Origin of the sequence: Streptomyces sp. NBC_00258 (assembly GCF_036182465.1) — a bacterium.
Classification (GTDB): domain Bacteria; phylum Actinomycetota; class Actinomycetes; order Streptomycetales; family Streptomycetaceae; genus Streptomyces.
Window position 1 is genome coordinate 9,843,189 of sequence record NZ_CP108081.1, and the last position, 19,594, is coordinate 9,862,782.

Below are 19,594 nucleotides of genomic sequence, written 5' to 3' on the forward strand. Positions count from 1 at the left end.
CAAGAGCCCGCCCCGCTACGGTGGTTCACGTCCAGGTGCGAAGGCTGCGGCTACTTCTCCTGTCAAGAGAGAGACGCGGGTTCGAATCCCGTCGCCGGCGCGAGCCGGTGTCGTCCAGCGGCCGAGGACACTTACGTCGCCGCCGCCGAGTCCGACCTCTGGACACCGAGCACGGGCCGCCCGCCACGGGGGAAATCAGGCGGGCGGCTTCGTCATGTTCGGGAGTGCCTGCGGGAGGTTCGGGTGCCCGCGGATGCGGCGGCCGTCAGCCCGCCGACTCGGCCGCGTGCGGGCTCAGCGCGCCCATGCTGACCAGCACGATGATCAGGATGCCGAGCAGGATGCGGTAGTAGACGAACGGCATGAAGCTCTTGGTCGTGATGAACTTCATGAACCAGGCGATAACGGCGTAACCCACCAGGAAAGCGATGATCGTCGCGAAGACCGTGGGGCCCCACGAGACATGGCCGCCCTCGCTCGCGTCCTTGAGCTCGAAGGCGCCGGACGCGAGGACCGCGGGGATGGCGAGCAGGAACGAGTAGCGGGCCGCGGCCTCGCGCGTGTAGCCCATGAGGAGGCCGCCGCTGATGGTGGCGCCGGAGCGGGAGACGCCGGGGACGAGGGCCATCGCCTGGCAGATGCCGTAGATCAGGCCGTCCTTCACGCTCAGGTCCTGGAGCGACTTGCGCTCCTTCGCGGCCCGGTGCTTTCCGCCCGTCTCGTCGCGCGCCGCGAGGCGGTCGGCGACGCCGAGGATGATGCCCATCACGATCAACGTCGTCGCCGTGATGCGCAGATCGCGGAACGGCCCCTCGATCTGGTCCTTGAGGGTGACGCCCAGCACACCGATCGGAATCGAGCCGATGATGACGAGCCAGCCCATCTGCGCGTCGTGATCACTCCGCATCGCCTTGTTCGTGAGCGAGCGGAACCACGCCGAGATGATCCGCGCGATGTCCTTGCGGAAATAGATCAGTACCGCCGTCTCCGTACCGATCTGGGTGATCGCGGTGAAGGCCGCTCCCGGGTCCTCCCAGCCCGCGAACGCAGCGGTCAGCCGCAGGTGCGCACTGGAGGAGACGGGAAGGAACTCGGTCAGCCCCTGGACGAGTCCGAGGATGAGGGATTCAAACCAAGACATGAAGTTACGTGATCCAAGTGCTGAGGGCGGGAGCGGAGCGAATGGCCGGACGGACGTGCCGTGTTGTCCTCTGCGGTGATCAGGCGCGCCCGGGGCAGCGTAGCGCCCCTTGGGGAAGGTGTGACGACAGGGCCTCCCCGTCACAGACCCCGCCACGGTGACCAGGGTGTTGACCCGCCGCGATGCCGCCGCTTACGTTTCCGCGAGGAGTGAAAGCGCTTGCTGCCCTCGGCGGCCATCTCGTGGCCACCGAGGAGGGCAGGCGTCCGCCAGAACCGCTGTCACGTCCGATGGAGTGCTGATCACGTCCATGCGTACCTCACGCGACGCCACCACCAGCAAGACGACCGAGCACGAGGACATCGAGCACGCGAGCAACCAGTACGAGAGCGCCGAGCGCGAGAGCCGGCCGGCGGTTCCGCTCGACGGCCGCCGGATCAAGGCCGCCGTCATCGGCACCGGAGCCATCGCTTCCGGCAGCCATCTGCCCGCACTCGCCACACTGGCCGCCGAAGGCGAGGTGGAGATCGTCGCCGCGGTCGACATCGACGCCGACGCGGTGAAGCGCTTCTGCGCGGACGGCGGTGTCCCGCACGGCTACACCGATCTCGACCGGATGCTGGCGGAACAGCGCCCGGACCTCGTGTCCATCTGCACCCCGCCGACCCTCCACCGCGACCAGTCCGTCGCCGCCCTGCGCGCCGGCGCCTGGGTGTGGTGCGAGAAGCCGCCCGTGCCGACCCTCGCCGACTTCGACGCCGTGGAGACGGAGGAGGGGGTCGAGGGCGGTCCGTACGCCTCCATCGTCTTCCAGCACCGGTTCGGCTCGGGCGCCCGGCACGTACGGCGTCTGATCGCCGACGGGGCCATGGGGCGGCCCCTCGTGGCGCACTGCCAGACCACCTGGTACCGCAACGCCGCCTACTACGCCGTGCCCTGGCGCGGGAAGTGGGAGACCGAGGGCGGCGGGCCCGCCATGGGACACGGCATCCACCAGATGGACCTGCTGCTCGACCTGCTCGGGCCGTGGAGCGAGGTGCGGGCCATGGCCGGGCGTCTGGTGCACGACGTACAGACGGAGGACGTCTCGACCGCGCTCGTACGCTTCGAGAGCGGCGCGCTCGCGACCGCGGTCAACAGCGTGCTCAGCCCGGACGAGGTCAGCCGGATCCGCATCGACTGCGAGCGGGCGACGGTCGAACTCACCCATCTCTACGGGCACAGCAACGAGAACTGGCGCATCACCCCGGCACCGGACGCACCCGCGGAGGACGTGGCGGCCTGGCAGGACTTCGGCGCCGACGTGCCGAGCTCGCACCTGGCCCAGCTGCGTGACCTGGTCGCGAGCATGCGCGCGGGCGAGCGGCCGCGCAGCAGCGGGGCCGACGGACGCACCAGCCTGGAGCTGATCACCGCGCTCTACAAGTCGGCGTTCACGGACGTCACCGTCCGCGCCGGCGAGATCGGGCCCGGCGACCCCTACTACACCGCCCTGCACGGCGGCGCGCCCGGCTGGGCACCCACGAAGCACGAGGAGGCATCGGCATGACCGCACAGGACGGCCTGCGCATCGTCCACGCCCACGGCGACCGCATCACGATCACCGAACCCACCACCGGTGTCGACCTGTTGAGCTACGTGTACGGCCCCGAGGCGGCCTGGGAGGCCCCGAAGCCGTATCTGCACCCGCTCAGGACGCTCGCGGGCAACGTTGTCACGGACTACCGGCCCAACGACCACCGCTGGCACAAGGGTCTGCAGATGACCGCCTCGCATCTGTCGGGGGCGAACCTGTGGGGCGGCAACACATACGTTCACGGAGAGGGGTATCTCGAACTCCCTGAGCGTGTCGGTTCGATGACGCACGTCGCGTTCGACGAGGTGCGCGCCGACAGCGACCGCTTGGTCATCGCCGAGCGGCTCACCTGGCATCCGTTCGACGGCTCGCTGTGGGCGGAGGAGGAGCGCCGCGTCGAGGTGCACGACGTGGACCCGGTGTCCGGTTCCTGGGCGCTGACCTGGACGACCTCCGTCACCAACCGCCGTGACGAACCCCTGCGGTTCGGCAGCCCCACGACGGCCGGGCGGGAGATGGCCGGCTACACGGGCCTGTTCTGGCGCGGCCCCCGCGGTTTCCGGGACGGCCGGATCATCGGGCCCGACGGTGAGGGCCCCGACCTGATGGGCGAGCAGGCGCCCTGGCTCGCGTACTCGGCGGAGCACGACGTCGCCGACGGGTACGCGACGCTCGTCTTCGCGCACGCCCCCGAGAACGACCACACGGGCGAGGGCGGCGCACACCCGGCCCACTGGTTCGTCCGCAACGAGCCGTTCGCGGCCGTCGCCCCCTCCTTCGCCTTCTTCGACGAGCTGGAGCTCGCACCCGGCGAGGCCCTCACCCGCCGTTACCGCGTCGTCGTCGCCGACGGTGCCTGGGAGCGCGAGGAGATCGCCAAGTACCTGGCGGTGCACCCGTGGTGAGCGCGGCCGAGGGCTTCGCCGGTCTCCCCGGAGGCGTCGCCGTCTCGCATCTGTCGGTCTACGACTGGCCCGCCGACGACGGGGTGTGCGGCGGAACTCCTCATCTGCACCTGACCTGTTCGGAGGCGTACGTCGTCACCGGCGGGCGCGGCGCGGTGCAGACCCTGACGACCTCCGGGTACGAGGTCACACCGCTCGCGCCCGGCACGGTCGCCTGGTTCACGCCCGGCACGATCCACCGGCTGGTCAACGAGGACGATCTGCGCATCACCGTCCTCATGCAGAACAGCGGGCTTCCGGAGGCCGGGGACGCGGTACTCACCCTGCCGCCGAAGTACCTGACCGACCCGGAGACGTACGCCGCCGCGACCGTCATCCCGGCGGACGCGCCCGAGGAGGAGAAGGAGCGGTTCGCCCGCGCCCGGCGCGACCTCGCCCTGGAGGGCTACCGGGCGCTGCGCGAGGCGGACGGACCCGAGCCGCTCGCCGCGTTCCAGCGGGCCGCCGCCGAGCTCGTACGCCCCCGGCTCGCCGAGTGGCGTGAGCGGTGGCGGCGGGGTGCCGAGGCGGCGGCCGCGGCGACCGGGGAACAGCTCGACCGGCTGGAGCGGGGGGACGTGTCCCACCTCGCCGACGCCGTCGTGCGGGCCGAACAGCCGTCCGCGTACGGGAAGTTCGGGATGTGCGGACGACTCGACGTGTACCGGGGGGCGTAGCACCGGCTCCGGCGGGGACGTGCTTCCGGCTCGGGCGGGGCATGCTTCCGGTTCCGCCGTGGGCATGCTCCCGGTCCCGGCGGGGAACGTGAGCGGCGGCGTTCGGACTACGCCGCCGCGGGCCCCGTCGCCGTCCACCCCGGGGCCTGCGGGTGGGCCGTCAGGTCGTCGTGCCGGACCGCCTCGCCGCACTCGGCGCAGGTGACGACCGGGACCAGTTCGTGGCCGCCCGCGTGTCCGGGACCGCCGACGTGTTCGAGCACCATGGGGCGGTCGCCGGCGTTGAGATGGCGGTCGCCCCACGCCATGAGCGTGAGGAGCACGGGCTCCAGCTCCAGACCGGCCCGCGTGGGCCGGTACTCGAAGCGCGGCGGCTTCTCGCTGTAGGCGACCTTCTCCAGCACACCGGCGTCCACCAGCCGCTTCAGGCGGCTCGTCAGCACGTCGCGCGGGGCGCCGATGTTGCGGACCAGCTGGTCGAACCGCGTGGCGCCCAGGGTCACCTCGCGCAGGACGAGCAGGGAGTACTTCTCGCCGACGAGCACGAGGGTGTCGGCGATCGAGCAGGGGCGGGCGTCCTTCATGCGATCCAGTCTATGGGGGTGGGTTGGTTCTTCCAACCCACTGGGTTACCGTGGAGTCACATAGTGGGTTTGGAAAGCAAACCCTTTGACTTCGAGGGGCCGGACCATGCGTGACGCAGTCATCGTCGAAGCCGTACGCACCCCGATCGGGAAGGGCAGGCCGAACGGGTCGCTCGCCCACATCCATCCCGTGGAACTGCTCGCCCACACCCTCCGTACGCTCGTCGAGCGCTCCGGCGTCGATCCCGCGCTGATCGACGACGTGATCGGCGGGACCGTCGACCAGGTCGGCGAACAGGCCATGAACACCACGCGGTACGCGGTCCTCTCGGCGGGCTTCCCCGAGTCGGTGCCCGCGACGACGGTGGACCGCCAGTGCGGGTCCTCCCAGCAGGCGGTGCACTTCGCGGCGCAGGGCGTCATCTCGGGGGCGTACGACCTGGTCGTGGCGTGCGGGGTGGAGTCCATGAGCCGCGTGCCGATGTGGTCGAACGTGCCGGAGGGGAAGGATCCCTTCGGGCCCGGAGTCGCCGAGCGCTACCCGGAAGGGTTGATTCCGCAGGGGATCAGTGCCGAGCTGATCGCGGCGAAGTGGTCGATCTCGCGCGAGCAGATGGACGCCTTCGCGGTGGAGTCGCACAGGAAGGCCGCGGCGGCGTGGGAGAACGGGCTGTTCGCCGACGAGGTCGCGCCTCTCGACGGTGTGACCGGGGACGAGTGCGTCCGGCCCGGCAGCAGCACGGAGGTCCTGGCCGGTCTGAAGCCCGCCTACTACGACCCGGCCTTCGGCGAACGCTTCCCGCAGATCGACTGGAACGTCACCGCGGGCAACGCCAGCCCCGTCAACGACGGAGCCTCCGCCGTGCTCATCACGTCCAGCGAGACCGCGGCCCGGCTGGGTCTGCGGCCCCTTGCGCGGCTGCACAGCTTCGCCGTCACCGGATCCGACCCGCTGCTGATGCTCACCGGTGTCGTTCCCGCCACGGAGAAGGTGCTCCGCAAGGCATCGCTCACCCTCGACGACATCGACCTCTTCGAGGTCAACGAGGCCTTCTCCAGCGTCGTCCTCGCCTGGCGGCAGGAGACGGGCGCAGACCTCTCCAAGGTCAACGTCCACGGCGGCGCGATCGCCATCGGCCACCCGCTCGGCGCGAGCGGCGCGCGGCTCACGACCACGCTGGTCCACGCGATGCGGGCACGCGGCGCCCGCTACGCCCTCCAGACGATGTGCGAGGCGGGCGGCCTGGCCAACGCGATGGTGCTGGAGGGGCTGTAGTCAGCGCCTGCGGGCGCGGTGTCGGCCCACCACGGGCGGCTGCTGTCCCGCGCCGGGCGACGGTGCCTGCCCGGGTCCGGCCACACGGTTGCGGGCGTCCCCCGGGCAGACCCCGAGGAGCCCGAGGGATCCGACTCAGCGGTCCCGGAAGTGGTGGCGCTTGCGCCAGGCGACGATCGCTCCCGCGAGGGCGGGCAGCGCGATGAAGGCCATGGCGATCAGGAAGGCGGGGGACGTCGGTGCCGAGGCGCGGGCGCCGGCGACGACGTACGCGGCGGTGTTGGGGATCGAGCCGAGGCCCGTGGCGAGGAGGAACGGGAACCAGCCCATGCGGGAGACGGACGCGCAGTAGTTCGCGGCCCAGAACGGCACTCCGGGGAAGAGCCGCGCGGCCATCATCGAGCGGAATCCGTGGCGGCTGAGCTGACCGTCCGCCGCCGTCAGCCAGCGGCCCCGGAGCAGTGGTCGCAGCGCGTCCTGCCCGAGTATCCGGCCGAGCCCGAAGGCGATCCCGGCCCCCAGCACCGTACCCCCGAGCGAGGCCCCGAGCCCGAGCTGCGAGCCGAACAGGGCGCCCGCGGCCAGATTGAGGAGCGGCCGGGGCACGAACGCGACCGTGCACAGCCCGTACGCCACCGCGAAGACCACGGCCGCGGCCGCACCGTTCAGCTGTGGCGGCCAGCCGTCGGCCAGCAGCTTCTGTGGCTCGAACAGCAGCACCGTCGCGGCCGCCGACACCAGCAGCAACACCAGCAGGGAGAGCCGGGACCACGGAGAGAGCAGTGCTCTCGTGCAGCGGGCGGTGAAACCTCTCGGCGCGGTGGCGAACTCGGTGAGGACGAGTTCCGTCGCGGGGACCGGGGGAGCGGCTGTGGCGGTGCCCCCAGAGCGGGTGGTGGCATCGAGCATCCGGTGACACTAACTGACCAGTGTGTGTGATCGCCGTATGGTTCGTCTCATGGGCGTCACAGCTTCCGGAACGTCAGATGGCCACTTGGAGCTGCCGCGCAGCGCCCTCGCGGACACCGTGCTGGAGCGGCTCACCGCCACGTACGCCGCGGCGGCCGATCCGCGGCGGGCCGGGGAGATGCGCGCGTACATGAAGGACATCGCCCCTTTCCTGGGCCTGACCACGCCCGATCGCCGCGCGCTCTCCCGCACCGCCCTCGACGGAACACCCCGTCCGGACGAGGCCGACTGCACGGCCGTGGCGCTGCGCTGCTGGCGGCTGCCGGAGCGCGAGTACCAGTACTTCGCCGTCGACTATCTGCGCCGGCATGTGAGGCGTCTCTCGTCCGGCTTCCTGCCCGTGGCACGCCATCTCGTCTCCACGGTCCCTTGGTGGGACACCGTCGACGCACTCGCCGCCCATGTGGTCGGAGGCCTCGTGGAGGCCGACCCGAAGCTGAGGACCGACATGGACAGGTGGATCGAGGACGACGATCTGTGGGTCGCCCGGACCGCCCTCCTCCACCAGCTCCGCTACAAGGACGCCACCGACACCGAACGCCTCTTCGGGTACTGCGTCCGTCAGTCCGGGCACCCGGACTTCTTCATCCGCAAAGCGATCGGCTGGTGTCTGCGCGAGTACGCCAAGACGGACCCGCGGGCGGTACGGGACTTCGTAGCCGGCGAGCGGGACCGGCTCTCCCCGCTGTCCGTGCGCGAGGCGCTCAAGAACGTCGGCCCCTGACCCACCGGAACAACCGCAGCCCACACACCAGAACATCGGCACCTCCCACACCAGCGGAAACACCCGACTCTCCGCGTCTCGTGGCCGCGAAAAACCATTCGACGAGGCCATCCGCGTCGGCGATGATCTCCTCATGTTCCGGTACGCCTTCCACCTCGCAGCATCCGCAGTCGCGGATGCGCCGAAGGCTGCCGTCCTGATCACCTTGGCCGCCGCAGACGGCGCCCGAAGCTGACCCTTCCCGGATCGTCCGGCGGACCCCGCAGGGGGAGGGTCGGCAAGTCCTTGGGGTCCCTGTCCCGGCCGCTCTGACGCCGGGGCCATCACTCAGCTCAGCTGACACCGAAGAGGCTTCGAGGTACTGCCATGCCCAAGACGGCTTACGTGCGCACCAAACCGCATCTGAACATCGGCACCATGGGTCATGTCGACCACGGCAAGACCACCCTGACCGCCGCCATCACCAAGGTCCTCGCCGAGCGCGGCTCCGGCACGTTCGTTCCCTTCGACCGGATCGACCGCGCTCCGGAGGAGGCCGCGCGGGGCATCACCATCAACATCGCGCACGTCGAGTACGAGACCGACACCCGGCACTACGCGCACGTGGACATGCCGGGCCACGCCGACTACGTCAAGAACATGGTCACCGGGGCCGCGCAGCTCGACGGGGCGATCCTCGTCGTCTCCGCGCTCGACGGGATCATGCCGCAGACCGCCGAACACGTGCTGCTCGCCCGGCAGGTGGGTGTGAACCACATCGTGGTCGCGCTCAACAAGGCCGACGCGGGGGACGAGGAGCTCACCGACCTCGTGGAGCTGGAGGTGCGCGAGTTGCTCTCCGCGCACGGCTACGGGGGCGACTCCGTACCGGTCGTACGCGTCTCCGGACTCAGGGCGCTGGAGGGCGACCCCCGGTGGACCGAGGCGATCGGCGCGCTGCTCGACGCCGTGGACACGTATGTGCCCATGCCCGAGCGGTACTTGGACGCTCCGTTCCTGTTGCCGGTGGAGAACGTGCTCACCATCACCGGCCGGGGCACGGTCGTCACGGGAGCCGTCGAGCGCGGCACCGTCCGCGTGGGCGACCGTGTCGAAGTGCTCGGCGCCGCCGTGGACACGGTGGTCACCGGCCTGGAGACCTTCGGCAAGCCCATGGACGAGGCGCAGGCCGGCGACAACGTGGCGTTGCTGCTGCGCGGCGTCCCCCGTGACGCGGTTCGCCGCGGGCACATCGTCGCGGCGCCCGACAGCGTCGTACCGAGTCGTCGCTTCTCGGCGCAGGTGTACGTCCTGTCGGCGCGCGAGGGCGGTCGTACGACACCGGTGTCCACCGGATACCGGCCGCAGTTCTACATCCGCACCGCGGACGTCGTCGGCGATGTCGACCTCGGCGAGCGGGCGGTCGCGCGGCCCGGCGACACCGTCACCATGACGGTCGAGCTGGGGCGTGACGTGCCGCTGGAGCCGGGACTCGGCTTCGCGATCCGCGAGGGCGGCCGCACGGTCGGCGCGGGGACGGTGACCGCGGTCGTCGGCTGATCTCCGGCGCGACCGGCGTGAGTGCCCGCCTCTCGTTCCGTACGGGAGGCGGGCACTCGCGTGTCCGCAGGCACGCGCGCGTCACCGAAACGCGCGTGCGCCCGTGCCGGGCCTCGGCCGAGGATGGGGACCATGACGACCCAGCAGCCCCGCCGAAGAGCCGAGATTTTCGCCGCCGCCGAGGACGACGACCGTCGATTCAGCACCTCCGCCACCGCCGACGAACGCACGCTCCTCGTCGACATCCTGGGCGCCCAGCGGGCGACACTGGAGATGAAGTGCGCAGGTCTGACAGGTGAGTTGGCCCGGCGGTCCGTGGAGCCCTCCACCCTCTCGCTGCTCGGTCTCGTCCGGCATCTCGCCGACATGGAGCGCCGCTGGTTCCGGCGGGCACTGGCCCGGCAGGACGCGCCCGCGCTGTTCTCCTCGGAGGCGTGCCCGGACGACGACTTCGACGGCGCGTCCGCCGACCCCGCCGTGATCGCCGAGGCCTGGCGGGCTTGGCGCGCCGAAGTGGCCTTCTCCGACGGCTTCGTCGCCGACGCGTCCGGCCTCGACCTGGCGGGCGAGGACCCCTGGCGCGGGCCGGTGTCGCTGCGCTGGGTCCTCATCCACATGATCGAGGAGTACGCCCGCCACAACGGCCACGCCGACCTGCTCCGCGAGCGCATCGACGGAGCGATCGGCGTGTGAGGCGAGTGACGCGGGGCGAGGTGGCGCCGGGCGGGGATCTTGCCGGAGCCCGGCCCCGTCGTGCCCGTACGGGCACAATGGACCCGTGGACGAGCCGATACCCGTGACGCGAGCCGTGGATCACGGGACCGCCAAGCTGATGCCGGACGTCGACCGGAAGCGGGCCTGGCTCCTGACCGTCGACGGAGCACCGCAGTCGTACGTGGATCTCGACGCGCCGACGCACCTGGAGTTCGAGTACGCGCGACGGCTGGGGCACGTCCTGGACACCCTCCCGGAACCGGGGCGGGCGCTGGACGTACTGCACCTCGGCGGGGGCGCGCTCACCCTTCCCCGGTACCTCGCGGCGACCCGGCCGGGGTCCCGGCAGCACGTGGTCGAGGCCGACAGCGGGCTGCTGGACCTCGTCGTCGAGCATCTGCCCGTCCCCGACGACGCGGGCATCACCGTGCACGGCGCGGACGCCCGGACCTGGCTCGAATCAGCCCCCGCCGACTCCGCCGACGTCCTGATCGCCGACGTCTTCGGCGGTTCGCGGGTCCCCGCGCACCTGACCTCGGTGGCGTACGCCCGCGAGGCCGAACGGGTCCTGCGTGCCGACGGCGTGTACCTGGCCAATCTCGCCGACGCCACGCCCTTCGCCTTTCTGCGCTCCCAACTCGCCACGTTCTCCACGGTCTTCGACGAGTTGGCGCTGATCGCCGAGCCGGGCGTGCTGCGTGGCCGCCGCTTCGGCAACGCGGTCCTCGTCGCCTCGCACCGCCCGCTCGACACCCCCGCCCTCACCCGCCGCACGGCCGCCGACGCCTTTCCGGCCCGGGTCGAGTACGGGGACACACTGCGGGTCTTCGTGGGCGACGCGCGGCCCGTACGGGACGAGGACGCGGTGCCGTCGCCGGAGCCGCCCGACGGGTCGTTCAGCATCGGCTGAGAACCGAAACCGCCCGAGGACCGATCCGATACGTGCGTCGTGCGTCTCGCGGCGGTCGGCGGTCGGCGGTCGGCGGTCGGCTCAGGATCAGCCGTCGGAGTGCGCCGGCTCGCTCTTCGCCGGTACTCCCTGGGCCACTTCCTTCGTACGACGCGTCAGATTCCGTACGTCGGGAACGCACAGCACCGCCGCCGTCACCACGACGACCAGGACCGCGCAGCCCCAGAGGGACGCCGAACGCCCGAATGCGGACTCCGCCGGGCCCGCGAGCGCCGTGGCGAGCGGCACCATGGCGATCGAGCCGAACCAGTCGTACGCCGAGACGCGGGAGAACTTGTCCTCGGGGATCTCCTGGTGGAGCGCGGTCATCCACGAGACGCCGAAGACCTCGATCGCCGCGCCGGTCACGAACATCACGGCGCACAGGGGGCCGACCGGGAACGGTACGGCGAGTGCGGCCGACGGGAGGGCGAGGGGGAAGACACAGAGGGTGCCGGCGAGGAGGAGTCTGCGTGGCTTCCAGCGCATCATCAGGAGGGCGCCGCCGACGGTGCCCGCGCCGAACGCGGCGAGGGCCAGGCCCCACGGTGCCGCGCCGCCGAGGCTGTCCCGGGCGACGAGGGGGCCGTACACCGCCTCGGCCGCGCCGACGACGGCCACCACGACGGAGAACTGGGCGACGATCGACCACAGCCAGGGCCTGCCGATGACCTCCCGCCAGCCGTCGCGGAGGTCGGTGAGCATTCCGCCGCCGGGGCCGCGGGACGGGATGTGGCTCACGTCGAGGAAGGCGCGCAGGGCGCCCGCGACCGCGAACGCCAGCGCGTCCACGGCGAGCACCCAGCCGGGGCCGACCACGGCGACCATGGCACCGCCCAGCGCGGCCCCGCCGAGGCCCGCGCCGTGCATCGCGAGGCGGAACAGCGCGAAGGCGCGGCCGGCCTGCCGGCCGCTGACGGAGGAGAGCAGCATGCCCTCGGCGGCCGGGCTGAAGAACGCGTGGCCCGTGCCGCCGAGCGCGGTCAGCAGCATCATCTGCCAGAGCTGGGGTTCGCCCGCGATGACGAGTGCCGCGAAGGCCGCCTGGGAGAGGCAGTTGAGCGTGTTGGCCGCGACCATCACGCGGTGCCGGGGGAGCCGGTCCGCGACCGCGCCGCCGATCAGCAGGAAGAGCACCAGCGGGAGGGTGCGGGCCGCTGCCACCAGACCCACGTCGCCGCCGTCGCCGCCCTCGTCCAGGACGGCGAACGCCGCCGCGATCAACGCTCCTTGACTGCCAAGGTTCGTCACCACCGCGGCGGCGGTCAGCAGGGCGTAGTTGCGGCCCGCCCACGAAGGGCGGCGCAGGCGGGCGGGGGAGTCTCCGACGGGGCTCACCCGGCGACTATCTCCGCCGCGGGACCGGCTTGCCAAACGACTTCTCGGCCTCTTCCGCCCGCCTGCTCGGCCTGCTCAGCCCGGTCGGTCCGCTCCGGCTACGGCGCGTCGGACGTCACGTGTCCGTGGGCGCGTCCTTGGTCAGGCGCACGGTGCTCAGGATCTTCTGGACGGTCGCCTCGGGGATCTCGTCACCGACGCCCTTGGCGCCGTACAGGTTCCAGGTGACGAAGTCGCCCGCGCTGTTCTTGAACGCGAAGGTGATGGCCTTGCCCTCGCTGTCGCACTTGCCGTTCTGCGGCGTGTTCTTCGAGTACGCGGTGGCGATGCTGCCCTTGAGGCCCGACTTCGTGGTGTACGACTTCGCCGGGTCCCACTTCACGCTCTTCTTGTCCGGCTGCGTGTAGCCGCCGAAGATCCACCACGGGACACGGGTCTCGGCAGCCTCGGCCGAGTCCTTGGCGCCGTTCTCGCCGCGCGTTCCGGCGGTGGCCAGCGCGGTGTCCTCGTCGCGGCCGTCCTTGTCGCTGTCCGTGGTGCACCACTTGGACTTGAGGTAGGCGGGGGCGGTGACCGTGGTGCGGTCGGTCTTGCCCTTCTCCTCCCACTCGAAGCCCACGCTGGTGTCGGTGCTCTCGATCTCCCAGTCGGCGGGGACGTCGAACATCGTGCCGAAGCGGGGGTTGATGACGACCTTCCAGCCCGCGATGGTCGCCTTCTCGCCGTCGGTGCCGCGCGGGTTGTCCTCGCCGGTGGACGGGGAGGCGCTCGGGTCCTTCGACGCGCTCGCAGACGGTGACTGCTTCGTCTTGCCGTCCTTGCCGCCGTCGGCCTCGTCGTCCTTGTCGCCGCCCAGGACCAGGAAGCCCGTGACGCCGGCCGCGATGACGACGGCCGTGGCCGCCACGATCGCGACGAGCTTCGTCCTGTTCCCGTTCCCGTCACCGCCGCCCTGCGGCGGCTGCGGAGTCTGCGGCACACCGGGCGCACTCCAACCGGGCTGCCCCGGCTGCGTGTACGGGTTCGGCGTCTGGGGTCCGGTCTGCTGGAATCCGGGTTGCTGATACGGATTCGGCTGCTGGTACCCCGGCTGCTGGTACGGGTTCTGGTTCTGGTCCTGCGGGTTCTGCTCGCCCCCGGGCGGCTGGTTTCCTGGCCACATGGGCAGTAACCCTAGTGCCGTCCCGGACACGGTTGGGTCACCGCCCTTCGTCAGGGACGTACCGGATCAGGGCCCAGATGGGTCCTTATGGAGACGTACCGTACGAACGAAGCCCCGCCGGAATTCTCGAACGCGAATGTTCGCGCCCTGTGGGCGAGTTCCGGGGTGTTCCCGGCGATCACTTTTCGCCACTGGTCACGGCTGGCTACTCGCGGGTAACATGCCCGCCATGAGCGCAGACCAGATGTCGATCGGCGAGATGCTCGCCGCCACGGTTCCGATGGTGCGGACCCTGAAGCTGGAGTACCTCGAGACCACTCCGGAGAAGGCCGTCCTCGCGCTGCCCGACCAGAGCGAGTACCACAACCACGTGGGCGGGCCGCATGCCGGGGCGATGTTCACGCTGGGGGAGTCGGCGAGCGGCGCGGTCGTGCTGGCCGCGTTCGGGGACCAGCTCGCGCGGGCCGTGCCGCTGCCCGTGACCGCCGAGATCGCGTTCAAGAAGCTGGCCAGGGGACCGGTGACCGCCACCGCCACGCTGGGGCGCTCCGTCGAGGACGTCGTCGCCGAACTCGACGCGGGGGAGCGGCCGGAGTTCCCCGTGGCCGTCGCCATCCAGCGCGAGGACGGTGCCGTGACCGGCGAGATGACGGTCATCTGGACCCTGCGGCCCAACGGCTGAGGAACTGCCCGGGGCGTCACCGTCGGCCGTTGAGGGCCCCGGATCCGCACGCGTGCGTACGGGGGCTGGGCTGGGGCGTACGAGCTGTCTCGCTTGTGACCGCCGGGAGGGTGGACCCGTCGTGCGGGGCCACCCTCCGGGAGTTTTTCCGGCTTGGTCAGCTGTAGAAGGCCGGGCGCTCGACGAGTTCGACCTCGATCCGGCCGCCCTCGGTCTGGGCACGGACGCCCGCCTCGCAGACCGCGGCCGTGGCATAGCCGTCCCAGGCGCTGGGCCCGGTGACCTCGCCGCGGCGGGTGGCGTCGACCCAGGCCTGCACCTGGCGGTCGTACGCGTCCTCGAAGCGCTCCACGAAGTCCTGGGCGATGGTTCCGCCCCAACGGCCCGCCTGGTTGGTGACCAGGGCGTGGCCGTCACCGATGCGGGCCGTGCCGCGTTCGCAGACCACCTCGGCCTGCACCTGGTACCCGAAGCCGCAGTTGACGTTGATCTCGACGTCCACGACCGCGCCGCCGTCGGTCTCGAACAGGACGAACTGCGGATCCTGCAGGCCCTCCGGGGCGTTGCCCGACGGTGTCGGCTTCAGCACGGTGACCGCGGTGATCTCCTGGCCGAGCAGCCAGCGAGTGATGTCCATCTCGTGCACGACGGAGTCGTTGATGAGCATCTCGCTGGTGAAGCCCGGCGGGGTCGCGACGTTGCGGTGCCGGTTGTGCAGCATCATTGGCCGGCCCAGCTGCCCGGTGTTCAGCAGCGCCTTGAGCTTCGCGTACTCGGTGTCGTACCGGCGCATGAAGCCCACCTGCACCAGGCGGTGCCCGACCTTCTGCTCGGCCTCCAGGACCCTCAGCGCCGAGGCCGAGCCCGGGGTGAGCGGCTTCTCGCACAGGACGGGCAGGTCGTGCTCGAAGGCGGTGAGCAGCGCCGCCTCGTGGGCGGGGCCGGGGGAGGCGATCAGTACGGCGTCGACACCGTCCGCGGCCATCGCGGCGGCCGCGTCGGTGTGGGCCGTGCAGCCCTCGATACCGTCGGCGATCCGCTTGACCCGTTCCGCGTCGACGTCCACGACCGCGGCGACGCGTGCCCCGTTGGTCACTTCGGCGAGACGGCGCACATGATCGGCCCCCATCTTTCCGGTGCCGATGACGGCCACGCCGAGCGTTCCGCGCTGAGCCATGGTCGGTAGATCCCTTCTCAGGCGCCGCAGGAGCGCAGGAACTGGCGGGTGCGCACCGCGATGGGCAGGGGCTTGTCCGGCGGACAGGGGTACATGTCCTGCTCGACGATGGCGAACAGGTCGACACCGAGGCGCTGCGCGGCGTCCAGCACCGGCTCCAGGGCGGGCACGCCGGCCGGGGGCTCGCACATCACACCGCGCTGGACGGCGGGGCCGAACGGGACCTCGTTCTTGACGACGTCGGCGAGGATCTCCGGGTCGACCTGCTTGAGGTGCAGATACCCGATGCGCTCGCCGTACGTCTCGATCAGCTTGACGTTGTCGCCGCCGCAGTAGGCGTAGTGCCCGGTGTCCAGGCAGAGGCTGACCAGGCCGGAGTCCGTCGAGTCGAGGAAGCGCTCGACGTGCTCCTCGGTGTCGATGTGCGTGTCGGCGTGCGGGTGCACGACGATGTCGAGACCGAAGCGCTCCTTCACCTCGTGGCCGAGACGCTCCATGCCCTTGGCGAGGTGGGACCACTGGCGGACCGTCAGCTCCGGCGGCTCGATCAGCGCGGCGGTCTTGTCGTCCCGCCAGAAGGACGGAATGACCACCAGGTGCTTGGCGCCCATCGCCCGGGTCAGCTCGGCGACCTGGCTGACGTGCTCCCAGGTGGCGTCCCAGACGTCGGGGCCGCGGTGCAGCGCGGTGAAGACCGTACCGGCCGACACCTTGAGATCCCGCTTGTTCACCTCGTCGGTGAGCTTGGCCGGGTCGGTCGGCAGATAGCCGTACGGGCCGAGCTCGATCCAGGAGTAACCGGCCTCGGAGACCTCGTCCAGGAAGCGTTCCCAGGGCACCTGCTGGGGGTCGTCGGGGAACCAGACGCCCCACGAGTCCGGCGCGGAGCCGACGCGGATGCGGTCGAGCGCGTTGGCCATCAGGAGGCCTTTCCTTCCGAGGAGGAGGCGGTGGTGGGTGCCTTGAGGTCTTCGGCTTCGGGGAGTTCTTCGACGTCGACGCCGCGGACCTGGGCCAGTTCGTGTTTGAGTGCGGCGAGTTCGGCGCCGCCGGCCATGTGGTTGGTGAGTTCTTCGAGGCTGACGTCGGCGCGGGCGGCGGAGAGTTCCATGGTGCCCAGGCGCAGGACGCTGAAGTGGTCGCCGACCATGTAGGCGTGGTGGGGGTTGTGGGTGATGAAGATGACGCCCAGGCCGCGGTCGCGGGCGGCGGCGATGTACTTCAGGACGACGCCGGACTGTTTGACGCCGAGGGCTGCGGTGGGTTCGTCGAGGATGAGGACGCGGGCGCCGAAGTAGACGGCGCGGGCGATGGCCACGGACTGGCGCTGGCCGCCGGAGAGGGTGCCGATGGGCTGGTCGAGGTCGTCGAGGATGATGCCCATGTTGCGCAGTTCCTGGTCGGCGGTTGCTTTCATCTTCGCGATGTCCAGGCGGCGGACGGGCCAGGGGCCTTTGGTCATCTCGGAGCCGAGGAAGAAGTTCCGCCACACCGGCATCAGCGGCACGGTGGCGAGGTCCTGGTAGACGGTGGCGATGCCCTTGTCGAGGGCTTCACGCGGGGTGCTGAGGTGCACCGGTGTGCCGTCGATGAGGAATTCGCCCTCGGTGTGCTGGTGCAGTCCGGAGATGATTTTGATGAGGGTGGACTTGCCGGCGCCGTTGTCGCCCAGCACGCAGGTGACCTGGCTGGGGTATACCGCCAGGTCGACGGTGTGCAGGGCGCGGACGTTGCCGTAGGCCTTGCCCGCGCCCTTCAGCTCGACGATCGGCTCGGCGGCGGTGTCGGGCTTGTCCTTGACCGTGGCGCCGTTGGGGGAGGTGGTGTGGTCGGTCATGGGCTTTACCTCCGGGTGGCCTGGCGGCGGACCCACAGATTGACGAGGGCGGCGAGCAGGAGCATGACGCCGAGGAAGGCCTTGAACCAGTCGGGGTTCCAGTTGGCGTAGACGATGCCCTGGGAGACCATGCCGAAGATGAAGGCGCCGATGACGGGGCCGATGGCGGAGCCGTAGCCGCCGGTGAGGAGGCAGCCGCCGATGACCGCGGCGATGATGTAGAGGAATTCGTTGCCGACGCCCTCGCCGGACTGGACGGTGTTGAACGAGAACAGGATGTGCATGCCGACGAACCAGGCGCCGGCGCCGACGCCCATGAACAGGGCGATCTTGGTGAAGGTGACGGGGACGCCGACCGCGCGGGCGGATTCCTTGTTGCCGCCGGTGGCGAAGATCCAGTTGCCGAACTTGGTGCGCAGCAGCAGCCAGGTCGCGGCGGCGGCGAAGACCAGCCAGTAGAAGACGGTGATCTTGACGTCGACGCCGCCGATGCTGATCTCGGAGGCGAAGACCTTCTTGGCCTGGTCGAACCCGTCCATGTCACTGATCGAGTCGGTGGCGACGTTCCCGGTGAAGATCTTCGTGATGGCGAGGTTGGCGCCCTGCAGGATCAGAAACGAACCCAGCGTGATCAGGAACGACGGCAGCCCGGTACGTACGAGCATGTAGCCGTTGAACGCGCCGATCGCCAGGGCGACGACGAGGGCCACGATGACGCCGGTCCATACGTTCATGGAGAGCTGGAAGCTCCACATGCTGGCGGTGAGTGCGGAGGTGGTGACCGCGACGCCGGCGGACAGGTCGAACTCTCCGCCGATCATGAGGAGTGCCACCGGGAGGGCCATGATGCCCATGACGGAGGACTCGTAGAGCACGTTGGCCAGGGAACTGGCCTCGCGGAAGGGGGAGGCGACCGCGAAGAAGAAGACGTACACGGCGATCGCCGCGATGAGCGCGCCGATCTCGGGACGGGCCGCCAGTCGGCGGGCCAGGGACCGTTCCGAGGTCCGGCCGTCCTTGGGGGCGGCCGGCGGAGCCGGCGACGAGGGACTCGTCGCCGGTGCCGTTGCCTGGGACATGGGGATCACCGAGTGCCCTTCGCGGCGAACTTCGCGATGGTTTCGACGTTGGACTTGTCGACGAACGCCGGGCCGGTGAGCACCGGCTCCTGGCCACCGCCACTGAAGTTGCCGTTGGTCTTGTACAGCCACAGGGCGTCCACCGAGAGGTAGCCCTGCAGGTACGGCTGCTGGTCGACGGCGAACTCGACGTCACCGTCCTCGATGGCGCTGACCATCTCCTTGTTCAGGTCGAAGGTCGCGACCTTCGCCTTGCTGCCCGCGTCACTCACGGACTGGACGGCGGTCAGCGCGAACGGGGCGCCGAGCGTGACCACGTAGTCGACCGAGCTGTCCTGCTTGAGCTTGGCGGTGATCGTCGACTTCACGGACGGCATGTTCGTGCCGTTCACGTAGAGGTTCGTGGTCTTGCCCTTGAACGTCTTCTTGACGCCCGCGCAGCGAGCCTCGAGAGCGACGTGGCCCTGCTCCTGGATGACGCAGATGTTGTTCTTGGCGCCGAGTTCGTTGAGCTTCTCGCCGAAGGCCTCACCGGCAACGGACTCGTCCTGGCCGAAGTACTCCAGCAGGCCCTGCTCCTTCCAGTCGTCGATGCCTCCGTTGAGGCCGACGACCGGGATGCCGGCCTTCTCCGCCTTGGCAACGACGGACTTCATGGCGTCGGGCTTGGCCAGGGTGACCGCGATGCCGTCGACCTTCTGGTCGATCGCGTTCTGGACAAGGTTGGCCTGCTTGGCCGAGTCCGGGTTGTTGGAGTAGACCAACTCGACGTTGTCCTTGGCCGCGGCGGCCTCCGCACCCTTGCGGATGAGGTCCCAGAAGGTGTCGCCGGGGGCCGCGTGGGTGATCATCGCGACCTTCATACGGGGGGTGTCGGCCTTGCCGGCAGACGAGTTGCCCGTGTCCTCCTCGGCCTTCTTGCCGCCGGAGTCGCTGGAACAGCCGGTGACTATCAGGGCCGCCGCGGCGGCCGCGGCGACGAGGGCGAATCTGCGGGAACGGGGGCGAGACGTGCGGTCCATCTTTCCGGCACCTCACTGTGCGACAGGGGAAAGGGAGCAGGGGCAGCGGTCCGGGCGGGGTGCCCGGTCCTTCGGCCCGTACGGAAGGAGACCGCAGGGCCACGTACCGACAAACTCGGCTGTGCTGTTGGGAGGGGATGTAAGTCCCTGACAGACCCCCCTGTCAATACTTTGTTAAGACATCATTTCACGATCACGTGAGAA

The 19,594-nt window shown here is 70.4% G+C and carries 19 protein-coding genes; 9 read left to right on the plus strand and 10 right to left on the minus strand.

Annotated elements, in window-relative coordinates:
- Nucleotides 1-265: 265 nt before the first annotated feature.
- Complete coding sequence (locus tag OG718_RS43825) at nt 266-1,141, minus strand: undecaprenyl-diphosphate phosphatase (protein WP_328846768.1); 876 nt, start codon at nt 1,139-1,141, stop codon at nt 266-268.
- 310 nt (nt 1,142-1,451) lie between these two features.
- Between OG718_RS43825 and OG718_RS43830 the strand changes: the two genes are divergently transcribed.
- The 3 genes from OG718_RS43830 to OG718_RS43840 are packed head-to-tail and all read left to right on the plus strand — an operon-like array spanning nt 1,452 to nt 4,338.
- A complete protein-coding gene (locus tag OG718_RS43830) occupies nt 1,452-2,690 on the plus strand; it encodes a Gfo/Idh/MocA family protein (protein WP_328846769.1) in 1,239 nt (412 codons plus the stop codon).
- On the plus strand, nt 2,687-3,622 hold the full coding sequence (locus tag OG718_RS43835) for a PmoA family protein (protein ID WP_328846770.1): 936 nt from the start codon (nt 2,687-2,689) through the stop codon (nt 3,620-3,622). Before OG718_RS43830 ends, OG718_RS43835 begins: the two co-directional genes overlap by 4 nt.
- A complete protein-coding gene (locus tag OG718_RS43840) occupies nt 3,619-4,338 on the plus strand; it encodes a cupin domain-containing protein (RefSeq protein ID WP_143644322.1) in 720 nt (239 codons plus the stop codon). Before OG718_RS43835 ends, OG718_RS43840 begins: the two co-directional genes overlap by 4 nt.
- A gap of 107 nt (nt 4,339-4,445) precedes the next feature.
- Here the strand turns inward: OG718_RS43840 and OG718_RS43845 are convergent, their stop codons facing one another.
- A complete protein-coding gene (locus OG718_RS43845; protein ID WP_143644321.1) occupies nt 4,446-4,922 on the minus strand; it encodes a winged helix-turn-helix transcriptional regulator in 477 nt (158 codons plus the stop codon).
- A 106-nt stretch (nt 4,923-5,028) separates the two neighbouring features.
- On the opposite strand from OG718_RS43845, the gene OG718_RS43850 reads away from it, so the two are divergent.
- Entirely contained in the window at nt 5,029-6,198 is a 1,170-nt protein-coding gene (locus OG718_RS43850; RefSeq protein WP_306941093.1) for a thiolase family protein, read from the plus strand.
- A gap of 135 nt (nt 6,199-6,333) precedes the next feature.
- On the opposite strand, the gene OG718_RS43855 is transcribed toward OG718_RS43850, so the two are convergent.
- Nucleotides 6,334-7,107, minus strand: coding sequence for a TVP38/TMEM64 family protein (locus tag OG718_RS43855; RefSeq protein WP_143644319.1), 774 nt, complete (start codon nt 7,105-7,107; stop codon nt 6,334-6,336).
- Between the two features lie 49 nt (nt 7,108-7,156).
- On the opposite strand from OG718_RS43855, the gene OG718_RS43860 reads away from it, so the two are divergent.
- The 4 genes from OG718_RS43860 to OG718_RS43875 all read left to right on the plus strand — a co-directional run bounded on the left by OG718_RS43860 (nt 7,157) and on the right by OG718_RS43875 (nt 11,054).
- Nucleotides 7,157-7,891, plus strand: coding sequence for a DNA alkylation repair protein (locus OG718_RS43860; protein WP_143644318.1), 735 nt, complete (start codon nt 7,157-7,159; stop codon nt 7,889-7,891).
- A 366-nt stretch (nt 7,892-8,257) separates the two neighbouring features.
- A complete protein-coding gene (gene tuf / locus OG718_RS43865; RefSeq protein WP_328846771.1) occupies nt 8,258-9,430 on the plus strand; it encodes an elongation factor Tu in 1,173 nt (390 codons plus the stop codon).
- Between the two features lie 132 nt (nt 9,431-9,562).
- A complete protein-coding gene (locus tag OG718_RS43870) occupies nt 9,563-10,123 on the plus strand; it encodes a DinB family protein (protein ID WP_328846772.1) in 561 nt (186 codons plus the stop codon).
- An 85-nt stretch (nt 10,124-10,208) separates the two neighbouring features.
- Complete coding sequence (locus tag OG718_RS43875) at nt 10,209-11,054, plus strand: spermidine synthase (protein WP_328846773.1); 846 nt, start codon at nt 10,209-10,211, stop codon at nt 11,052-11,054.
- 87 nt (nt 11,055-11,141) lie between these two features.
- Here OG718_RS43875 and OG718_RS43880 read toward each other — a convergent pair whose 3' ends face one another.
- Nucleotides 11,142-12,431, minus strand: a complete 1,290-nt coding sequence (locus OG718_RS43880) for an MFS transporter (protein WP_328846774.1) — start codon at nt 12,429-12,431, stop codon at nt 11,142-11,144.
- 115 nt (nt 12,432-12,546) lie between these two features.
- The gene (locus OG718_RS43885) at nt 12,547-13,593 is read right to left on the minus strand and encodes a hypothetical protein (protein ID WP_143644313.1); all 1,047 of its coding nucleotides are present in this window, start codon (nt 13,591-13,593) and stop codon (nt 12,547-12,549) included.
- 244 nt (nt 13,594-13,837) lie between these two features.
- On the opposite strand from OG718_RS43885, the gene OG718_RS43890 reads away from it, so the two are divergent.
- A complete protein-coding gene (locus tag OG718_RS43890) occupies nt 13,838-14,275 on the plus strand; it encodes a DUF4442 domain-containing protein (RefSeq protein ID WP_143644371.1) in 438 nt (145 codons plus the stop codon).
- A 157-nt stretch (nt 14,276-14,432) separates the two neighbouring features.
- On the opposite strand, the gene OG718_RS43895 is transcribed toward OG718_RS43890, so the two are convergent.
- Genes OG718_RS43895 through OG718_RS43915 form a run of 5 tightly spaced genes read right to left on the minus strand, consistent with a single transcriptional unit; the run spans nt 14,433 to nt 19,390 of the window.
- Complete coding sequence (locus OG718_RS43895; RefSeq protein ID WP_143644312.1) at nt 14,433-15,452, minus strand: Gfo/Idh/MocA family protein; 1,020 nt, start codon at nt 15,450-15,452, stop codon at nt 14,433-14,435.
- Between the two features lie 17 nt (nt 15,453-15,469).
- Entirely contained in the window at nt 15,470-16,372 is a 903-nt protein-coding gene (locus tag OG718_RS43900) for a sugar phosphate isomerase/epimerase family protein (protein ID WP_328846775.1), read from the minus strand.
- A complete protein-coding gene (locus OG718_RS43905) occupies nt 16,372-17,289 on the minus strand; it encodes an ATP-binding cassette domain-containing protein (protein WP_306941102.1) in 918 nt (305 codons plus the stop codon). Before OG718_RS43905 ends, OG718_RS43900 begins: the two co-directional genes overlap by 1 nt.
- A gap of 5 nt (nt 17,290-17,294) precedes the next feature.
- Nucleotides 17,295-18,368: an ABC transporter permease gene (locus OG718_RS43910; RefSeq protein WP_328846776.1), complete on the minus strand. Its 1,074-nt coding sequence runs from the start codon at nt 18,366-18,368 to the stop codon at nt 17,295-17,297.
- Between the two features lie 5 nt (nt 18,369-18,373).
- Entirely contained in the window at nt 18,374-19,390 is a 1,017-nt protein-coding gene (locus tag OG718_RS43915) for a sugar ABC transporter substrate-binding protein (RefSeq protein WP_143644189.1), read from the minus strand.
- Nucleotides 19,391-19,594: the final 204 nt, after the last annotated feature.

Excerpts from the sequence above, each read along its gene's own strand:
- OG718_RS43825 (WP_328846768.1), bottom strand. The coding sequence starts at position 1,141 with ATGTCTTGGTTTGAATCCCTCATCCTCGGACTCGTCCAGGGGCTGACC.
- OG718_RS43830 (WP_328846769.1), top strand. The coding sequence starts at position 1,452 with ATGCGTACCTCACGCGACGCCACCACCAGCAAGACGACCGAGCACGAG.
- OG718_RS43835 (WP_328846770.1), top strand. The coding sequence starts at position 2,687 with ATGACCGCACAGGACGGCCTGCGCATCGTCCACGCCCACGGCGACCGC.
- OG718_RS43845 (WP_143644321.1), bottom strand. The coding sequence starts at position 4,922 with ATGAAGGACGCCCGCCCCTGCTCGATCGCCGACACCCTCGTGCTCGTC.
- OG718_RS43850 (WP_306941093.1), top strand. The coding sequence starts at position 5,029 with ATGCGTGACGCAGTCATCGTCGAAGCCGTACGCACCCCGATCGGGAAG.
- OG718_RS43855 (WP_143644319.1), bottom strand. The coding sequence starts at position 7,107 with ATGCTCGATGCCACCACCCGCTCTGGGGGCACCGCCACAGCCGCTCCC.
- OG718_RS43860 (WP_143644318.1), top strand. The coding sequence starts at position 7,157 with ATGGGCGTCACAGCTTCCGGAACGTCAGATGGCCACTTGGAGCTGCCG.
- tuf (WP_328846771.1), top strand. The coding sequence starts at position 8,258 with ATGCCCAAGACGGCTTACGTGCGCACCAAACCGCATCTGAACATCGGC.
- OG718_RS43870 (WP_328846772.1), top strand. The coding sequence starts at position 9,563 with ATGACGACCCAGCAGCCCCGCCGAAGAGCCGAGATTTTCGCCGCCGCC.
- OG718_RS43885 (WP_143644313.1), bottom strand. The coding sequence starts at position 13,593 with ATGTGGCCAGGAAACCAGCCGCCCGGGGGCGAGCAGAACCCGCAGGAC.
- OG718_RS43890 (WP_143644371.1), top strand. The coding sequence starts at position 13,838 with ATGTCGATCGGCGAGATGCTCGCCGCCACGGTTCCGATGGTGCGGACC.
- OG718_RS43895 (WP_143644312.1), bottom strand. The coding sequence starts at position 15,452 with ATGGCTCAGCGCGGAACGCTCGGCGTGGCCGTCATCGGCACCGGAAAG.
- OG718_RS43900 (WP_328846775.1), bottom strand. The coding sequence starts at position 16,372 with ATGGCCAACGCGCTCGACCGCATCCGCGTCGGCTCCGCGCCGGACTCG.
- OG718_RS43905 (WP_306941102.1), bottom strand. The coding sequence starts at position 17,289 with ATGACCGACCACACCACCTCCCCCAACGGCGCCACGGTCAAGGACAAG.
- OG718_RS43910 (WP_328846776.1), bottom strand. The coding sequence starts at position 18,368 with ATGTCCCAGGCAACGGCACCGGCGACGAGTCCCTCGTCGCCGGCTCCG.
- OG718_RS43915 (WP_143644189.1), bottom strand. The coding sequence starts at position 19,390 with ATGGACCGCACGTCTCGCCCCCGTTCCCGCAGATTCGCCCTCGTCGCC.